Raw genomic sequence first — 16,305 nt, 5'->3', positions numbered from 1 at the left:
CAATGCGTATCATCATCGTGGACGATGAAATGCTGGCGCGCGGCGTGGTGCGCGAATACCTGTCCGAGCACGCGGATGTGGAGGTGGTGGCCGAATGCGCCAACGGCTTCGAGGCGGTCAAGGCGATCACTGAACTTTCGCCGGACCTGGTGTTCCTGGATATCCAGATGCCCAAGCTGGATGGATTTGAAGTGGCCGAACTGGCGGGCAACAAGACGCGCTACATCTTTGCCACCGCGTTCGACCAGTACGCGATCAAGGCGTTCGAGTTTCACGCGCTGGATTATTTGCTGAAGCCTTTCAGCCAACAGCGCTTCGACCAGGCGCTGGCGCATGCACGCGCCAATCTCGGCGCCAGCGGTGAGACGGTCGAAAAGATGGTGCGCGAAGCCACCGGTCGCAACAAGCCGCTGGCTCGGGTGCTGATACGCGATGGCGCCAAGGTCCACGTCATCACCGCCGACAAGATCGAGTATATCGAAGCGCAGGATGACTACGTGCAGATACGCTCGGAAGGCAAGTCCTACCTGAAGAACCAGCGCATGTCGGAACTGGAGGAGCAACTGGATGGCCAGCAGTTCCTGCGCATCCACCGCTCCTACATCGTCAACATCGCTTTCGTCGATCGCATCGAGCAGGCCACCAAGGATAGCCATGTCGCCGCGCTCAAAGACGGTAGCCGCCTACCGATCAGCCGCAGCGGCTACCAGAAAATCCGTGCCGTCATTCACTGATTGGCGCGATGGCCGTAGCTGAGGGCGCGGGTGACTTGCCAGACGCCGTCGCGCAGGCGCCAGACGAGGGTGAATTCAGCGATGCCTTCGCACTTATTGCTGCCGAACTGGCAGAAGGTGTGTGAGCCGGTGGCGATGGCGCCGAAGTCCTTCACCGGTATTACTTTCAGGCTTCCTGGCACCAGTTCGCGGCGGTATTTGCCGCAGACGTTTTTGGCGGTCTGGGCGATCATGACGTCGCGCTCCCAGGTGACGCCGCCGTTGTCGTGATAGAACTCGATCTTTGGATCGAAGTAGCTGGCGTATTTATCCAGCTGCCCCGGCTTGTCGCAGGTGTTGAAGGCGTTGAACATCTCCGCGTCCAGCTTTGCCACAGTGGCGGTGAGGGCGTCGTCCGCCGCATGTGCCATTCCCGTCAGTGCAAACAACAAGATTCCCAGCTTCTTCATGACCGCCTCCCCAAGATTGCAATACCGATGAGCTTACGCGATTCGCCGGCCAGCGCCCGGCCTTTCCGACGAATCGCGCAATGCGGGCGATGAATCGCGTTTAAGTCCGATTAATGGAAACTGCGGCCGGCGCACTGGTGTCGAAGTGAAGATGATGGAGCCACCGCCACGCGCCGCCGAACATCTTGCGCTGGAATTTCCACTGTTCAGGCAGCAGAGTAAATTGGCGCGCACGGCTGAATTTACGCGCAGGTTTAACGCTGATCGGCGCGTACAATGGTTTCACCTTTTCCGATTCAGGAGCGCCACATCATGCTAGCGATGAATTACAGGGGGCCTTACCGCGTAAGGGCGGATCAGAAACCTGAGCCGCAGATCGAGCATCCGAACGACGCCATCGTGCGCGTCACACGGTCGTGTATTTGTGGTTCCGATCTGCATCTCTACCATGGCATGATGCCGGACACGCGTGTGGGCATGACCTTCGGCCACGAGTTCACCGGCGTGGTCGAGCAGGTCGGCCCCGGTGTGCAAAATCTGAAGGTCGGCGATCACGTGCTGGTGCCGTTCAATATCTTTTGCGGGGCGTGCTACTTTTGCCAGCGTGAGCTCTACAGCAATTGCCACAACACGAATCCGGAAGCCAGTGCGGTCGGCGGCATCTACGGCTATTCGCACTCTACCGGGGGCTACGACGGTGGCCAGGCCGAATACGTGCGCGTGCCGATGGCGGATGTTGGTCCCACTGTGCTGCCGCCGGACATGGACCCGGACGATGCGGTACTGCTGACCGATGCTCTGCCCACCGGCTATCAGGCCGCCGAGATGGGCAGCATACGGCGTGGCGATACGGTGGTGGTGTTTGGTGCCGGACCGGTCGGGATCTTTGCCGCCAAGTCAGCGTGGCTGCTGGGCGCTGGCCGCGTGATCGTGGTCGACCATGTGGAATACCGGCTGGACTTCGTGCGCAAGTATGCGCAATGTGAAGTCATCGATTTCCGCGAAGTGGACGACATGGCGGTGCACATCAAGAAGATGACCGACTGGCTGGGCGCCGATGTCTGCATCGATTGCGTCGGCTGCGAGGCAGTTGGCAACGCCATGCAGACGCTGACCGGACGTTATCTCAAATGGCAGGCTGGTTCGGCCACCGTGTTGCACTGGGCCATCAACTCCGTGCGCAAGGGCGGGCACGTATCCATCGTTGGCGTCTACGGCCCGACCTTCAACGCCTTGCCGATCGGGAACGCGATCAACAAAGGGCTGACGTTGCGCATGAACCAGGCCAGCGTCAAGCGTCACTTGCCGCGCCTGATTGAACACATCCAGGCTGGTCGCATCGATCCCAAGCAGATCATCACGCACCGCGTGCCGCTGGAAGAAGTCGCAGACGCCTACCACATCTTTTCCAGCAAGCTGGATCACTGCATCAAGACCGTGCTGGTGCCACCGCGCGCTGCGCTATAAGGAGAAACGCATGGAGACACGAGACCACAGTGGCCAGCACCGCCGCGCCAACAGCCTGGATGAAAAAGACTACGCCCACATTCCTGGCTGGGGCGTGGACCTGGAGCGCGAAAACCGTCCAGCCTATCCGATGGAGCGCACACCGCCCCGGCTGGAGGGCGCCAGCACCGAACGGCCGCAGGACCAGCCTTTGAATGTGCAGGTGTTCCACTCGATCGAACGGCCGGGCGTGACGCCGCTGTTCGGCAGCAGCGCGCCACCGTCGGGACTAAGCGGCAAGCTGCGCGGCGGCGCCTACAAGTTGAGCGAGAACGATATCCGCCATTGGCTGATGTTGCAGATGGCAGACCGCGTCAATGTCATCGAAGGCCTGGGCCAGGATCTTGGCCAGGGCAGGGTGCCGAACATCTTTGCCGAAATGGGCATTCGCGCCGAATGGCAGCACAACAAGGCGGGACTGGTGCGCAAAGTGGTGGTGGCATCGGCGCTGGCCGGACTGGCTTGCTACCTGCTCAAGCGCCGGAATGCGCGGCTGACGCGGTAGCGATCTTCCACCACGCCGGCATCAGCTCCTGGATTTCCGGACGGCCGAATCGGTCGTCGATCAGGTAGACCGTGCCACGGTCGGAGGTGGTGCGGATCACGCGGCCGGCCGCCTGCACCACTTTCTGCATGCCCGGATAAGTGTAGGTGTAGTCATAGCCGGCGCCGAAGATGGTTTCCATGCGCGCGCGTATCTGCTCGTTGACCGGATTAATTTGCGGCAGGCCAAGCGTGGCGACGAACGCGCCGATCAGGCGCGCGCCCGGCAGGTCCACGCCTTCGCCAAACGAACCGCCCAGCACAGCGAAGCCGATGCCCTCGCTGTCCAGTGTGAAGCGGTCGAGGAACTGCGCGCGTTCCGCCTCGTCCATGCGGCGCGACTGGCGCCATACCGGCACGTCCGGATACAGTTCGCTGAACTGCTTGGCCGCTTTCTCCATGTAATCGAAGCTGCTGAAGAAGGCGAGGTAGTTGCCACGCTGCGTGGCGTACTGCCGGCCCATCAGTTCCGCGATGGGGCGTAGCGATTGCTGACGGTGCGCATAGCGCGTCGAGATATGCGATGCCACCTGCACCGACAGCTGTTCGGCGACGAACGGCGATTCCACATCCACCCAGGCGGTCGTCTCCGGCATGCCGAGCATGTCGCCGAAGTAGTTCCAGGGACTGAGCGTGGCCGAGAACAGTGCGGTCGTGTGCGTGCTGTCAAAGCGCGGCTTCAGGTAAGGCGCCGGCACGATGTTGCGGATGCAGAGCACCGAGTTGCTGTTGCTGGCGCGCGCGCCGGCCGCCTTTTCGATATCGAACAGCGCGTGGTCGCCGAAAGTCTCCGCCAGCCGCGTGAACATCAGCGCGTTGAAGTAGAAGCTTTGCAGGTCTGTCTCGACGTAGCCAGGATGGTCGGCCATATAGTCGGAGATGGCGGTGGACGCGGTCTGCAAGGCGCCCATGAATTTCTCCGGCAGCTCGGCGTAGGACTGGTATTCGGACGCCTGGTCCTTTTCCAGCTGGTTCCATTGCTTGTGCACGCGGTCCAGCGGCTTTTTCAGTTCGTCAGGGACGATCTTGCGCAGCAGGCGCAGGCTGTCGTGCTCCATGTCGGCCGAATACATCTTGCGCGCGCGCGACACCATATTGTGCGCTTCATCCACCAGCACATTGACTTTCCAGTCGTTGAGCTGCGTCAGGCTGTACAGCATGGCGCTGCTGTCGAAGTAGTAGTTGTAGTCGCCGATGGCGATGTCGCACCAGCGCGCCATCTCGCTGCCCAGGTAGTACGGGCAAACGTTGTGGGCGAGGGCGATGGTGCGCAGCGTATCGCGGTCCAGCGCTGGCGGCGCGCTGCCGTTGGCCGACGGCGCCATGATGGCCAGTGCGGAATCGCGCGCGGCCGGCAAGCGGTCGTAAAAGCCCTGCGCCAGTGGACAGGAATCGCCGTGACAGGCCTTGTCCGGGTTAACGCAGGCGGTGGTCTTGGCCGCCAGTTCCAATGTGCGCAGCGGCAGCAGCGGCGCACCTTCGCGTATCAGGTCAACCGCGTCCAGCGCCATCTGCCGGCCCGAAGTTTTTGCGGCAAGGAAGAAAATCTTGTCGACGCCGTGTTCGGCGCTGGCTTTCAGCATCGGGAACAGGCTGCCGACAGTCTTGCCGATGCCGGTGGGCGCTTGCGCCAGCAGGCAGACCTGGCGGTTGCTGGCGCGGTACATGGCTTCCGCCAGCTGGCGCTGGCCCGGACGGAAATCGCCGTAGGGGAAGCGCATCGCCTTCAATTGCTGGTCGCGTTCGGCGCGATGGGCCATTTCCTGTTGCGCCCATTGCAGGAACAGCGTGCATTGTTGTTCGAAGTAGGCTTGCAGGCCGGCGGCCGTGTGGTCCTCGTGCAGCACGGTTTCCTTCTGGCTGCCGATGTCGAAATAGACCAGCGCCAGGCGGATCGTTTGCAGGCTTTGGTCCTGGCACAACAAGTGGCCGTAGATTTTCACCTGCGCCCAGTGCAGCGCGCGCTGGTTGTCCGGCATCTTCTTCAAATCGCCGCGATAGGTCTTGATTTCTTCCAGGCGGTTGGTGCGGCTGTCGTAGCCGTCGGCGCGGCCGCGCACGTGCAGCGGGCCGAAGTCGCCGGACAGCGCGATCTCGGTCTGGTAATCGTCATCGCGGCGCGACGTCACCACGCCATGGCCGGCAATGCCTTCCTGCGCGGTGGGCGAGGGCGTGAAGCGCAGGTCGAGGTCGCCGGTCTTGGCGGTGAACTCGCACAGTGCGCGGACGGCGACGGTATAGCGGGCGGCCTGCGTCATGCTGCCCACTGAAGGTAGCAGACCGAGATCGGCATCTGGTGTGCTGCGCAGTATGCGATCCAGCGCAGCTGGTTGTCCTGCAGGCGGTCGCCCGGTCCCTTTACTTCGATCATATTGTAGCGGCGTTCGGCCGGCCAGAACTGGATCAGGTCCGGAAAGCCGCTGCGATTGGCCTTGATGTCGAGCAGGATGCGCTCGAACGCGCGCTTCAGGTGCAGCGGCGGGATGCAGTCCAGCGCCAGGTCGAGCAAGTCTTCATCGATCGCCTCCCAGTACAGGAAGGGCGACTGCAGGCCGTACTTGGCGGCATAGTTGGCGCGGATGGTGGCGCGGTAATGCTCGCCGTCCAGCTGCGACAGCGCGGTGCTGAATTGCAGCGCGCGGCGGCGCTGGAAATCGGCGCTGTGCAGATCGGCCGGGCCGCGATGATACGGATGGAAGAAAGCGCCTGGGATCGGCGAGAACACCGCTTCCCAGCACAGCAGGCCGAACAAGGAATTCATCAGCGAGTTCTCGACGTAGTAGACCGGCGCGTCGTCACGGCTCAGGTGATCGCGGACGACAAACTCGACGTAGCTGGCTTCTTCCGGCGGCGGCAGGCTCAGATCGATGCGCTCTGCCTGCGCCAGCGACACCGGCGCCGGCTTGACGTGGCCCAGCTTGCGCGCCAGGCGCGGCGCCATGCGCAGCAGCTGTTGGCGCTCGGCCTCGCTTTCCGGCGCCAGCATCGCGGTTTGCAGCAATTCGAAAGCTTCGCGCGGCTGGGCGTTCTTTTCCAGTACGCGGATGGCGCGTGCGCGGGCGCCCGGATAATCGCAATCGGCGTACAGCGCGTGGGCGGCCGGCCAGTCGGCCAGTTTTTCGACATGCTGGGCGATGGCGAACACCAGTTTGCTGCGGCGGCTGCGCAGCCATTCGTTGTCTGCGGCACAGGAGGGCAGGTCGGCGATCACCGCAGCCGGCTCTTCGCCTTCGGCAAAGCGCTCGTGGCAACGGTGAATGGCGAGGAAATCGTCAATATCGCGGCGGCTGCGGAAACCACGCGCGGCCGGCGAGAACTCGACTTTTTCGTACTGGTAGATGCCGAGGTCGGATAGCACGAACTCGGTCCAGTCCTGATGGTAGTTGCCGAAGAAAATCAGGCGCAGGCGGTCGCACAATTCCTGCGTCAGGTTGCGGTAGACATGGTCGCCGGAGTTGGCGTACCAGCCGGAGAAGCGGTGTCCGGCGCTGTATTCCTCGCGCAGCGCCTCCAGCTGATCGGCCTTGCGCAGATGCTTGACGTGTGCGCCCAGCTGGAACACCTTGACGATTTCCGGCTTCTGCAGCAGGTCGAACAATTCTTCCAGGCAGAGTTGCGGATCTTCCTCGATCAGGCCCAGTTCCGCCAGCGGCCGCGCCGCCTCGTGCGTGCTGCCGATTTCCGCGTACACCAGTTTGCTGGCGCGAAATACCGTCCCCTTGCGCATTACCATGCGCACGAACAGCGCGCGCGAGGATTGTGGCAGGGCGGGGAAGGTGGTGAGGAAATGGCGCTCATCGGCGTTCAGCAAATCGTCGTAGCGTTCGCCGATCCACGCCAGTACCTGGTGAAAATTCTCCAGGTAGTAGAACGGATTTTCCAGGACTTTGATCATTGCAACGGGACGAACGCGAGATTAACTGTATTTATGTACAGTGTATCGCGTTACGTCCCGCTTGCACAGTTATTTCTTGGCGGGCGCAGCTTGCTGGGACACCAGGGCGTTGGCTTTGGCGATCTCGGCTTCGACCGCCTGGACCGCCTGCTTGGTGGCCTTGGTCACTTGCTCGTAGCCGGCAAAGGCGTTGTCGATGGCGGTTTTGACGATCTGCACCGCGTTCTCCGAGCCGGGTGGAACGTTTTTGGTGACGTCGTGGATCAGCGCGCTCAGATTGTTTTTGGCCTCCACCACATGGGCGTCAGCGGCGCGGGTGAACTCCTGGCGGATGTCGGCAATGATGTCGCCCAGCTGCTGATGGTAGGTGGTGGCGTTGGCCACGCCTGGCTGGATCTGCTCGGCGGCGGCCTTCAGCGCGGCTTTCGGATCGGTTGCCTGGCTGATCTCCTTGCCGGCAGCCAGGCCGCCTTGCAGTTGCGACTTGGCGGTGGCCATGTTGAGGGCAATCACTTGTTCCACCCCCTGCACGGTTTTGCTGGTCAGCGTGTTGAAGGTTTCGAGTTGAAATTCAAACAGCGTTTTGGTGGCATTGGCAAATTGCTCGGGATTCGTGAACATACAGTCTCCTCATGATTGATGGGGGATACAGCTTGCAGCGATTCCGGTTCAACCGTGTTCTTATGCGTTTTATTATCTAACAACGATGAGCTTCTCGCAACGCGCGTCGCGGAACGGCCCATAGGCCTTGTCCCAGCCCGGCCCCAGCGGCGTTTGCGAGCAGATCAGCGTGCCATCGATCTTGCTGCGCCATTTCCACCATGGCGCCGGCGCGGCAGCCAACTGCACGCAGCCGAGGATCAGCGCCAATGCCAGCGCGCATTTTACTTTCAACGTTTTCATGCCTTAAACCAGTTGTTGGGCGCAGACGCGGTTGCGGCCGCTGTTTTTCGCAGCGTACAGCAAATCGTCGGCGGCGGCGATCATGTTAATGTGGGCGGTGCGCGCCGGGCTGGCAAAATCCACGCTGGCGACGCCGAAGCTGGCCGTCACAGTGATGCGCTGGCCGGCGTGCTCGACTGGCGTGGTGGCCAGCGTCTGCCGCAGCCGCTCGGCCAGCAACTGGCCGCCGGCCAGGTCGGTTTCCGGCAGGATCAGCAGGAACTCTTCGCCGCCGTAACGTACCACGCTGTCGATATTGTCCCGCGTCATCGATTGCAGTAGCGCGGCGAAGCGTTGCAGCACCACGTCGCCGCCGTGGTGGCCGTAAGTATCGTTGACCGCCTTGAAGTGGTCGAGGTCGCACATGATGACCGTCAGGCTGAGCCGGTAGCGCTGGGCACGCGATATTTCCGTTTCCAGCAGCTGTTCGTGCAGGTGGCGGCGGTTGTAGCAGCCGGTCAGCGGATCGCGCACCGACAGGTTTTTCAGCACCATCTGCGCGCTGTATTCCTCGCGCCACAGGATCTGGTAGCGCCGCGCCGCCACGTAGCCGAACAGATTCGTCAGCGCCAGCAGCGCCGCCATGGTCGGCAGTTCGATGCCGCCTACGTCACCCAGCCGCCAAGCCAGGCAGATGAACACCACGGTGGCGCCGGCCGCGATGGCCGCCGCATAGATCAGGCGGTTGGGAATGTAGATGTACAGCACGATGATGACGATGGACATCGAAATTGCGTGCAGCGAGAACTCGGTCGGCCGCAGCGCGGCGATCAGCAGGAAACCGGCAGCGCCGGCTACTTCGACGATATTGGCCGCTACCCGCGTGAACGGGATGGAGTCAGGCCGCCGCTTGAGCAGCGCCAGACAGGTCAGTACCGTGGCCGCCACCGCCACGCGGGCGCCGACCAGCAAACAGGTTTTCAGCTCATAGCCCAGCCAGATCAGGTCGGTCAGCGCAAAGCACAGGTAGAACAGCGCGCAGAACAGGAAGGTGACGCGCAACTGGCCTTGCGTCATGCGCAGCTGGTGTTGAAGGAAATCGTTTTCCGTCGTGATGTCGCAGAATTCGCAGCGCAGCGGCGCAACTTTGATTGTCCTGGACGAAACAGGGTCAGGTGGCATGAAGCAAGTCTCCGCAATCGGCCGGCTGCCTTGCCGGTCTGTTACGGTAATTATACGACTGCAACAGTTGCGGAGCGGAAAAAAGTTCGCCGATGCTACAGTGGTGCGACCTTTGGCAGACGCAGCATGAAGCTGGTGCCGCGTCCCTGCGTGCTTGCCGCCTCGATGCGGCCGCCCAGCACGCCGGTGACGATGTTGTGTGTTATATACAAACCGAGGCCAGAGCCGCCCGATCCCATGCGCGTGGTGAAGAAAGGATCGTAGATGCGCGGCAGGTTGGCGGGATCGATGCCGGCGCCGGTGTCACTCAGCGTGATGGCGATTTCGCCGTTGCCGCTGTCGTGCGCGGACAGCGTAATGCTGCCTTGGCCGTCGTTGCGGCCGCCAAAACCGTGCACCAGGCTGTTTTCGATCAGGTTGTGCAGCGCCTGCGTCAGCGGGCCGGGGTAGCTGTCCATTTCCAGCCAGTGCTCGACATCCTCGATCAGTTCCAGTTCGCGCTGGCGCACCTCGGCCTGTACCGATTGCATCAGCTGTGCCACTACGTCGCCCAGCATGAAGCGGCTGCGCTGGCCGTCGCCGCCATCGACGGCGATGCGCTTGAAGCCATCGACCAGTGCCGCAGCGCGGTTCAGGTTGCGCAGCACCACTTCGTCGGCGCTGGCGGCCTGCGACAGATAGCTTTCCAGCACTGACTTGCGCAGCCCGCTGTCGAGGTCGTGGCGCAGCTCGGCGGTGCGCTCGCCCATGCTGCTGGCCATGGTCAGGGCGTTGCCGATCGGCGTATTCAACTCGTGGGCGACGCCGGCCACCAGCGCGCCCAGCGCCGCCAGCTTGTCGCGCCGTACCAGCTCTTCCTGCGTCATGCTGAGGTTGTCCAGCGCGGTGCTCAGTTCTTCGTTGACGTGCTCGGCGTCCTCCTTGGCCCGGCGCAGTTCGGCGGTGCGCGCCGCCACCAGTTCCTCCAGGTGCTCGCGGTGGCGTTGCAGCTCCTCCTCGCGCCGGGTGCGGCCGACGGCGATGCCGGCCAGGTGGCTGGCGGTGTGGATCAGGCGGCGGTCATCCTCGTTGGGTTCGCGTACCTCGCGGTAGTACATGGCGAACGAGCCTAGCACGGTGTCTTTGTCGAGCAGGATCGGCATCGACCAGCAGGCGCGCAGGCCGTAGTGGACGGCGGCGTTGCGATACGGCGCCCACAGCGGATCGTTGAGGATGTCGCTGACAATCACCGTCTGCTTGCGGAACATGGCGGTGCCGCAGGAGCCGGCCGCCGGGCCGATCGGCAGGCCGTTCAGCGCTGCCAGGTAGTCGCGTGGCATGGTTGGGCCGGCGGCGCTGTGGACGGTGACGCCGTCGGCGTTGAGCAGCATCACGGTGCAGTGGCCGCCTTCCAGCTGGGCTTCGATCAGGCGCACCAGCTTGTCCAGCGTTGCGGGCAGCGGGGCGCCCCGGGCGATCATTTCCAGCAGGTCGTTCTTGCCATCACGCAGCGCCGCCGCCAGCTTGCGTGGCGTAACGTCGACGATGCGCACATGCATCAGCCGGTGTTCGGCGGTGGTCAGCGGCACCATGCGCACCTCGCACGAGATCGGGCGGCCGGAGCTGTGGCGCATTTCCAGTTCAAACATTTGCGCCTCTCCGGACATCACGCGTTCGATATCGACGCCGACGACGTGTTCCGTGGGCTGGCCGTCCGGCTGTACCAGCGGGCACAGCGACAGCAGGTCGGTCTGGATCAGCTCGGTTTCGGTCATGCCGAACAGCTGGCGCGTGCGCAGATTGATGTCGAGGATGCGGTGGCTGCCGCGCTGCATCAGCAGGATGGCGTCCGGCGAACCAGCCAGCATGGTGTGGTAATTGACTTCCAGCGTCGCCATGGTCGGCATGCCGGCCAGCACCGGCGCCGGCGAGATCACTTGCAGGTGCAGCAGGATTTTTTCCGCCAGGTCTTCGCGGTTGAAGCTCATCGGCAGGTAGGCGGTGGCGCCGGCCTCCTGGGCGCGCAGGCGTTCGTCTTCGCCCGGATGGGTGGACAGCAGGAACACCGGCAGCGGATGGTTGCTGGCTTGCTGCAAGCGAGGGCACAGTTCCAGGCTGGCGCTGCCGGCCAGCGCGACGTCCAGCAAGGCCAGCGCGACATTGCCGCTGCGGACGGCGGCCAGCGCTTCATCGCCACGGCTGACCACTTCGACTTCGAAGCCGTGGCGTGCCAGCATGCGCCGGAGCGCAGCGGCATCATATGCCGTGCTGGCGGCAATCAGGATGGTGTGCGGCTGATCGGACGAATACGGCGGCATCATAGGCTTGCGGCAGCTCCGCAGTGCGGCGTGAACTTTAGTGTATTACAAGATGGCCGCGCGCGGGAGGGGCTTATGCGGCCTTCAGTGCGGCAGCGTCCTGAGCTTGCTTAATCAGCGGGAAATTCTCTTCGATCCAGTCGACCAGCACTTCCAGCCGGATGGCGGCTTCGCGGCCCAGCGGCGTCAGGCTGTACTCGACGTGCGGCGGCACCACCTGGTGGGCGACGCGCAGCACCAGGCCATCATGGGCGAGGGCGTCCAGCGTTTGCGCCAGCATCTTTTCGCTGACGCCGCCGACAGCGCGGCGCAGTTCGCTGAAGCGGTGGGTGCGCTCAAGCAGCATCACCAGCACCAGCACGCCCCAGCGGCTGGTGATATGGCCGAGGACGGCGCGGGAAGGGCAGTCGGCAGCCATTACCTGGGCGCGTTGCGGGTCCTGGTTGAGCTGCTGGATGGTTTTGCGCAGGGATTTGCTGGTCATGCTGAGCTCCTTGGGTACTTACTAAAATGTGCGTACTTACAATTCGTAAGTATAGCCTATATGATGGGTTCATCCACTTTTAAGGAGAACTCCATGATTATCGTTACTGCCGCTTCCGGCCAACTGGGCCGCCTCGTCATCACTGAACTGCTGAAGCGCGTGCCGGCCGAACAGATCGTCGCCGCTGTGCGCGATCCAGGCAAGGTGGCCGATCTGGCGGATCAGGGCGTGCTGGTGCGCCATGCCGACTACAATGATCCAGCGTCGCTGGATAAGGCTTTCGAAGGCGCGACCAAGGTGTTGCTGATTTCGTCGAACGACTTGGGCAACCGCGTGCCGCAGCACCGCAATGTGATCGACGCTGCCGCCCGCGCCAGGGTTGGCCTGCTGGCCTACACCAGTTTGCTGCATGCAGATACGTCGACGCTGTCGCTGGCCGCCGAGCATTGCGCCACCGAAGACGCGGTGCGCGCCGCCGGCGTGCCGTACACCCTGCTGCGCAATGGCTGGTATGTGGAAAACTACACTGCTGCGCTGGGCGGCGCGATCGCGCATGGCGCGCTGGCGGGTGGCGCCGGCGAGGGCCGGATCGCCGCCGCAGCGCGCGCCGACTACGCGGAAGCCGCAGCGGTGGTGCTGGCCAGCACGGGCGCGGTGGAGCAGGTGTATGAACTGGCGGGCGACGAGGCCTTTACGCTGGCAGAGCTGGCAGCCGAAGTATCGCGCCAGACCGGCAAGGACATCCCGTTCCACAACCTGCCACAGCAAGACTACCTGGCCATGCTGCTGCAAATCGGTCTGCCGGCACCGCTGGCCGAACTGATCGCTGATTCGGACGCCCAGGCCGCCAGGGGCGCGCTGTTCGACGACAGCAAAGTCCTGGGCAAACTGATCGGTCGCCCGACCATCTCGCTGGCTGCGGCAGTGAAAGCGGCGCTGTAAAACAAAAAAGCCGTCTGGACATGAGCGCGATCTTGAGCGCGCTCAGCCAGACGGCTTTTTCACGGAATTTTTGGTGCCCACGGAGGGACTCGAACCCCCACACCTTGCGGCACATGGACCTGAACCATGCGCGTCTACCAATTCCGCCACGTGGGCATTTGTAACTTCAATCATCAGCGCATGGTGCCCACGAAGGGACTCGAACCCCTACACCTTGCGGCACATGGACCTGAACCATGCGCGTCTACCAATTCCGCCACGTGGGCGCTGATGTCTTGCTGCTACTTTCTGCTGCGTGTTCTGCAACAGAAGGCACGCATCTTAAGGGGTGGGGACACAACCGTCAATAGCATTTTGCTGCTTTTGTGAAATTATTTCATTGCAGCTTGTACGACAAGTTGAATCATAATGAGGTTTCTATCAACATCGTACTTACCGTTCAATGTTCGTTTTCTCCTTCGCACTGGCTGCGGCCAGCCTGTTGATGCTGTCTGCTGGGGCGCGCGCCGCTGAAGTCATCACGCTGACCAATAGCGAGTGGGTGCCTTACACGTCGCAGCAGCTGCCGCATAACGGACCGCTGTCGCGCATCGTCAGCGAGGCGTTTGCGCTGGAGGGCGTGGAAGTGCGCTATGTGTTCCGGCCCTTTGGGCGCGCCTATGCGGAGGCGGCCACCGGCTATGCGCACGGTTCGATCTTGTGGAGCACGTCGGGCCGCGACAGCGATCGCCAGCGCCGCTTTATTTTCAGCGATGTGGTATTCGACGGCCAGTCAGTGCTGTTTCATCTGAAGAGCTACCCGTTCCGCTGGCAGGGCTATGCGCAGCTGGCGGGCGTGCGCATGGGTGGTACGGCGGGCTACGAATACGCCTTCGACAAATACCCGTACATCAGCATGGACCGCACGGCTGTGACCGATGAGGCGAACTTCCGCAAGCTGGCGGCGGGGCGGCTGGATGTGTTTCCGGCCAACCTGGATGTGGGCCGGGCCATTATGCGCAATGTGCTGACGCCGGAGCAGGCCGAACTGGTCACCTGGGACCCGAATCCGTACAACATCACCCACTACCATCTGATGCTGAATAAGCTGAACAAGGATAATCCACGCTATCTGGCCTTGTTCAACAAGGGACTGAGGCGCTTGCGGGATAGCGGGAAATACGATGAGTATTTGCAGGTTCTGAAATGAAAAAAGCCGTCTGGGCATGAGCGCGAACTTGCATGCGCTCAGCCAGACGGCTTCTTTACGGAATTTTTGGTGCCCACGGAGGGACTCGAACCCCCACACCTTGCGGCACATGGACCTGAACCATGCGCGTCTACCAATTCCGCCACGTGGGCATTTACTGCTTGCTCTGTCGCGTTGTGTGCGTCAGAGGCCAGCATAGTACGGCAATAACTTGTTTTTCGCAAGTGTTTTTGGTGCTTGCCTGTTGCGGGACACTTTCGTAAGCTTGATTCCTGTCACTTCAATCAGACTGGAGCAGGCGATGGAAAGTTTCATGCCGCATGGGCATTGCTTCCTGTGGATACCGTCCATCCTGTGGACCAGCGTGATATCGGACGCGCTGATCGCGCTGGCCTACCTGACGATACCGGTGTCGCTGGTGTACTTCATCCGCAAGCGGCGCGACATGCCGTTCGACTGGATGTTCATCGCCTTTGGCGTGTTCATCCTGGCCTGCGGCGCCACGCACATTCTTGATATCTGGGTGGTGTGGAATCCGGACTACGTGCTGTCAGCCACGCTGAAGGCGATTACTGCCGCCGCCTCGGTGGTGACCGCCGTTGCCATGGTGCGCCTGATTCCGATTGCGCTGCGCATCCCCAGTCCGGCGCAACTGGCGGCCGTCAACGCCGAACTACAACAAGCCAACGACGATCTGCGCGCCGCGATCGAGCGTGCTGAGGTGGCCAATCATGCCAAGAGTGCCTTCCTGGCGTCGATGAGCCATGAGCTGCGCACGCCGCTGAATGCCATCCTCGGCTATACGCAAATCCTCAAGCGCGATAAGGGCCTGAGCCTGCCGCAGCAAACCGGTGTCAGCACGATCCAGCAGGGTGGCCAGCATTTGCTGGCGCTGATTAATGATGTGCTTGACCTGTCACGGGTGGAGGCGGGCAGGATGGAATTTCATCCGAAGCCGGTGCGCCTAGGGGATCTGCTGGCGGTCGTGGCCGACATCATGCGCGTGCGGGCCGAGCAGAAGCATTTGTGCTTCGAGCTGGAGTTGATGGATGGTCTGCCGGTCGCCGTCAGCGTGGATGAAACGCGGCTACGCCAGGTGCTGCTGAACTTGCTCGGCAATGCAGTCAAGTTCACCGACCGTGGCGCTGTGCGGCTGCGCGTCTTACCGTTGCCGGAAGCGCAGATGGATACGGCGCACTTGCGCTTCGAGGTGATCGATGAGGGCATCGGCATCGCGGATGACCAGCAGCAAGCCATTTTCCGGCCATTCGAACAGGTGGGCGATGCTTCCCGGCGCGCCGGCGGTACCGGTCTCGGCCTGGCGATCAGCCAGCAACTGGTACGCCTGATGGGCGGCGCGCTGCAAGTGGAAAGCGCGCCAGGGAAGGGTAGTCGCTTCTGGTTTGATGTGTCGTTGAAAGTGGTGGAGGCGCCCGGCACGCTGTCCGGTGGCGAGCGCATCGCCACCGGCTATGCCGGCCCGCGCAAGACCATTCTCGTGGTGGATGATGTGGCCACCAATCGCGCGCTGTTGCGTGATTTGCTGGGCTCGCTGGGCTTCCGCACGCTGGAGGCGGAAAACGGCATGTCCGGGCTGATGCAGGCGCAGGCGGTGCGGCCGGATATGGTGTTGCTGGATATGGTCATGCCCGGCATGGATGGCATCGAAACCATGCGCCGCCTGCGTGCCGACCAGCGCACCGCCGCTACGCCGGTGCTGATGATCTCGGCCAGTTCAACGCCGGAAGAGGAGGAGCGTTCGCTGGCGGTGGGCGCCAATGCTTTCCTGTCCAAGCCGGTCAACGAACATGAGCTGCTGCGCGAGATTGGCGCGCATCTGAAGCTGGAATGGACTGACTAATGTCTAAATGAAGACTAAATGAAAAAAGCCTCCCGAAGGAGGCTTTTAACGCGGAATTCTGTGGTGCCCACGGAGGGACTCGAACCCCCACACCTTGCGGCACATGGACCTGAACCATGCGCGTCTACCAATTCCGCCACGTGGGCACTGATGCTTCTCAACAACTCTGCTATTATATCGACCGGGAGAGTTTTGCGCCAGATGAACTTTGACATTCCTTACTGCACATCAACCCTGTCTTGCAGATCCCGCCGCTTTCGCTGCGGGAGACAAGAATTATAGAGTAATCCGTGGCGAAGTCAAAGCCCTCCCGAAAAATATTTTTGAAGAATTCCCAACAC

General features: G+C 62.2%; 14 protein-coding genes and 4 tRNA genes. 6 read left to right on the top strand and 12 right to left on the bottom strand.

Going from position 1 to position 16,305, the window contains the following annotated elements:
• Positions 1-2: 2 nt before the first annotated feature.
• Positions 3-734 carry a LytR/AlgR family response regulator transcription factor gene (locus BLS51_RS15565; protein WP_090184058.1) on the top strand — a complete coding sequence of 244 codons (732 nt, stop codon included), beginning with the start codon at positions 3-5 and terminating at the stop codon, positions 732-734.
• On the opposite strand, the gene BLS51_RS15560 is transcribed toward BLS51_RS15565, so the two are convergent.
• Complete coding sequence (locus tag BLS51_RS15560) at positions 728-1,183, bottom strand: nuclear transport factor 2 family protein (protein ID WP_090184062.1); 456 nt, start codon at positions 1,181-1,183, stop codon at positions 728-730. The two genes, BLS51_RS15565 and BLS51_RS15560, sit on opposite strands and share 7 nt — an antisense overlap.
• 312 nt (positions 1,184-1,495) lie before the next feature.
• On the opposite strand from BLS51_RS15560, the gene BLS51_RS15555 reads away from it, so the two are divergent.
• Entirely contained in the window at positions 1,496-2,650 is a 1,155-nt protein-coding gene (locus BLS51_RS15555; RefSeq protein ID WP_090184065.1) for a zinc-dependent alcohol dehydrogenase, read from the top strand.
• 10 nt (positions 2,651-2,660) lie between these two features.
• The gene (locus BLS51_RS15550) at positions 2,661-3,194 is read left to right on the top strand and encodes a hypothetical protein (RefSeq protein ID WP_090184069.1); all 534 of its coding nucleotides are present in this window, start codon (positions 2,661-2,663) and stop codon (positions 3,192-3,194) included.
• Here the strand turns inward: BLS51_RS15550 and BLS51_RS15545 are convergent.
• The 7 genes from BLS51_RS15545 to BLS51_RS15515 form a co-directional block, all read right to left on the bottom strand.
• The gene (locus tag BLS51_RS15545) at positions 3,163-5,490 is read right to left on the bottom strand and encodes an ATP-dependent DNA helicase (protein ID WP_090184073.1); all 2,328 of its coding nucleotides are present in this window, start codon (positions 5,488-5,490) and stop codon (positions 3,163-3,165) included. The genes BLS51_RS15550 and BLS51_RS15545 overlap by 32 nt on opposite strands.
• Positions 5,487-7,127 carry a VRR-NUC domain-containing protein gene (locus BLS51_RS15540; protein WP_090184077.1) on the bottom strand — a complete coding sequence of 547 codons (1,641 nt, stop codon included), beginning with the start codon at positions 7,125-7,127 and terminating at the stop codon, positions 5,487-5,489. The genes BLS51_RS15545 and BLS51_RS15540 overlap by 4 nt, the downstream gene beginning before the upstream one ends.
• A gap of 69 nt (positions 7,128-7,196) precedes the next feature.
• Complete coding sequence (locus BLS51_RS15535) at positions 7,197-7,748, bottom strand: phasin family protein (protein ID WP_090184081.1); 552 nt, start codon at positions 7,746-7,748, stop codon at positions 7,197-7,199.
• Between the two features lie 72 nt (positions 7,749-7,820).
• The gene (locus BLS51_RS15530) at positions 7,821-8,030 is read right to left on the bottom strand and encodes a hypothetical protein (protein WP_090184085.1); all 210 of its coding nucleotides are present in this window, start codon (positions 8,028-8,030) and stop codon (positions 7,821-7,823) included.
• 3 nt (positions 8,031-8,033) lie between these two features.
• The gene (locus BLS51_RS15525) at positions 8,034-9,191 is read right to left on the bottom strand and encodes a GGDEF domain-containing protein (RefSeq protein ID WP_090184088.1); all 1,158 of its coding nucleotides are present in this window, start codon (positions 9,189-9,191) and stop codon (positions 8,034-8,036) included.
• Between the two features lie 95 nt (positions 9,192-9,286).
• Positions 9,287-11,491, bottom strand: coding sequence for an ATP-binding protein (locus BLS51_RS15520; RefSeq protein ID WP_090184092.1), 2,205 nt, complete (start codon positions 11,489-11,491; stop codon positions 9,287-9,289).
• A 70-nt stretch (positions 11,492-11,561) separates the two neighbouring features.
• Positions 11,562-11,972 (bottom strand): winged helix-turn-helix transcriptional regulator, encoded by a 411-nt coding sequence (locus tag BLS51_RS15515; RefSeq protein WP_090184095.1) that lies wholly within the window; start codon positions 11,970-11,972, stop codon positions 11,562-11,564.
• Positions 11,973-12,065: 93 nt separating this feature from the next.
• On the opposite strand from BLS51_RS15515, the gene BLS51_RS15510 reads away from it, so the two are divergent.
• Positions 12,066-12,914: an SDR family oxidoreductase gene (locus tag BLS51_RS15510; RefSeq protein WP_090184099.1), complete on the top strand. Its 849-nt coding sequence runs from the start codon at positions 12,066-12,068 to the stop codon at positions 12,912-12,914.
• A gap of 71 nt (positions 12,915-12,985) precedes the next feature.
• On the opposite strand, the gene BLS51_RS15505 is transcribed toward BLS51_RS15510, so the two are convergent.
• Together BLS51_RS15505 and BLS51_RS15500 are read right to left on the bottom strand one after the other, a co-directional pair.
• Positions 12,986-13,070: transfer RNA gene (locus BLS51_RS15505), tRNA-Leu, on the bottom strand.
• A gap of 25 nt (positions 13,071-13,095) precedes the next feature.
• A tRNA-Leu gene (locus BLS51_RS15500) sits at positions 13,096-13,180 on the bottom strand.
• Positions 13,181-13,356: 176 nt separating this feature from the next.
• Between BLS51_RS15500 and BLS51_RS15495 the strand changes: the two genes are divergently transcribed.
• On the top strand, positions 13,357-14,103 hold the full coding sequence (locus BLS51_RS15495; RefSeq protein ID WP_090184102.1) for a substrate-binding periplasmic protein: 747 nt from the start codon (positions 13,357-13,359) through the stop codon (positions 14,101-14,103).
• A gap of 67 nt (positions 14,104-14,170) precedes the next feature.
• Here the strand turns inward: BLS51_RS15495 and BLS51_RS15490 are convergent.
• Positions 14,171-14,255 (bottom strand) — tRNA-Leu (locus tag BLS51_RS15490).
• A gap of 149 nt (positions 14,256-14,404) precedes the next feature.
• On the opposite strand from BLS51_RS15490, the gene BLS51_RS15485 reads away from it, so the two are divergent.
• The gene (locus BLS51_RS15485) at positions 14,405-15,964 is read left to right on the top strand and encodes an ATP-binding protein (RefSeq protein WP_090184105.1); all 1,560 of its coding nucleotides are present in this window, start codon (positions 14,405-14,407) and stop codon (positions 15,962-15,964) included.
• Positions 15,965-16,025: 61 nt separating this feature from the next.
• Here the strand turns inward: BLS51_RS15485 and BLS51_RS15480 are convergent.
• A tRNA-Leu gene (locus BLS51_RS15480) sits at positions 16,026-16,110 on the bottom strand.
• Positions 16,111-16,305: the final 195 nt, after the last annotated feature.

The sequence above is a fragment of the Duganella sp. OV510 genome (assembly GCF_900100205.1).
Lineage (GTDB): Bacteria > Pseudomonadota > Gammaproteobacteria > Burkholderiales > Burkholderiaceae_D > Rugamonas.
The sequence above is the reverse complement of the archived record's forward strand: the minus strand, read 5'-3'. Positions and strand labels throughout refer to the sequence as shown.

Excerpts from the sequence above, each read along its gene's own strand:
- BLS51_RS15565 (WP_090184058.1), top strand. The coding sequence starts at position 3 with ATGCGTATCATCATCGTGGACGATGAAATGCTGGCGCGCGGCGTGGTG.
- BLS51_RS15560 (WP_090184062.1), bottom strand. The coding sequence starts at position 1,183 with ATGAAGAAGCTGGGAATCTTGTTGTTTGCACTGACGGGAATGGCACAT.
- BLS51_RS15555 (WP_090184065.1), top strand. The coding sequence starts at position 1,496 with ATGCTAGCGATGAATTACAGGGGGCCTTACCGCGTAAGGGCGGATCAG.
- BLS51_RS15550 (WP_090184069.1), top strand. The coding sequence starts at position 2,661 with ATGGAGACACGAGACCACAGTGGCCAGCACCGCCGCGCCAACAGCCTG.
- BLS51_RS15545 (WP_090184073.1), bottom strand. The coding sequence starts at position 5,490 with ATGACGCAGGCCGCCCGCTATACCGTCGCCGTCCGCGCACTGTGCGAG.
- BLS51_RS15540 (WP_090184077.1), bottom strand. The coding sequence starts at position 7,127 with ATGATCAAAGTCCTGGAAAATCCGTTCTACTACCTGGAGAATTTTCAC.
- BLS51_RS15535 (WP_090184081.1), bottom strand. The coding sequence starts at position 7,748 with ATGTTCACGAATCCCGAGCAATTTGCCAATGCCACCAAAACGCTGTTT.
- BLS51_RS15530 (WP_090184085.1), bottom strand. The coding sequence starts at position 8,030 with ATGAAAACGTTGAAAGTAAAATGCGCGCTGGCATTGGCGCTGATCCTC.
- BLS51_RS15525 (WP_090184088.1), bottom strand. The coding sequence starts at position 9,191 with ATGCCACCTGACCCTGTTTCGTCCAGGACAATCAAAGTTGCGCCGCTG.
- BLS51_RS15520 (WP_090184092.1), bottom strand. The coding sequence starts at position 11,491 with ATGATGCCGCCGTATTCGTCCGATCAGCCGCACACCATCCTGATTGCC.
- BLS51_RS15515 (WP_090184095.1), bottom strand. The coding sequence starts at position 11,972 with ATGACCAGCAAATCCCTGCGCAAAACCATCCAGCAGCTCAACCAGGAC.
- BLS51_RS15510 (WP_090184099.1), top strand. The coding sequence starts at position 12,066 with ATGATTATCGTTACTGCCGCTTCCGGCCAACTGGGCCGCCTCGTCATC.
- BLS51_RS15495 (WP_090184102.1), top strand. The coding sequence starts at position 13,357 with ATGTTCGTTTTCTCCTTCGCACTGGCTGCGGCCAGCCTGTTGATGCTG.
- BLS51_RS15485 (WP_090184105.1), top strand. The coding sequence starts at position 14,405 with ATGGAAAGTTTCATGCCGCATGGGCATTGCTTCCTGTGGATACCGTCC.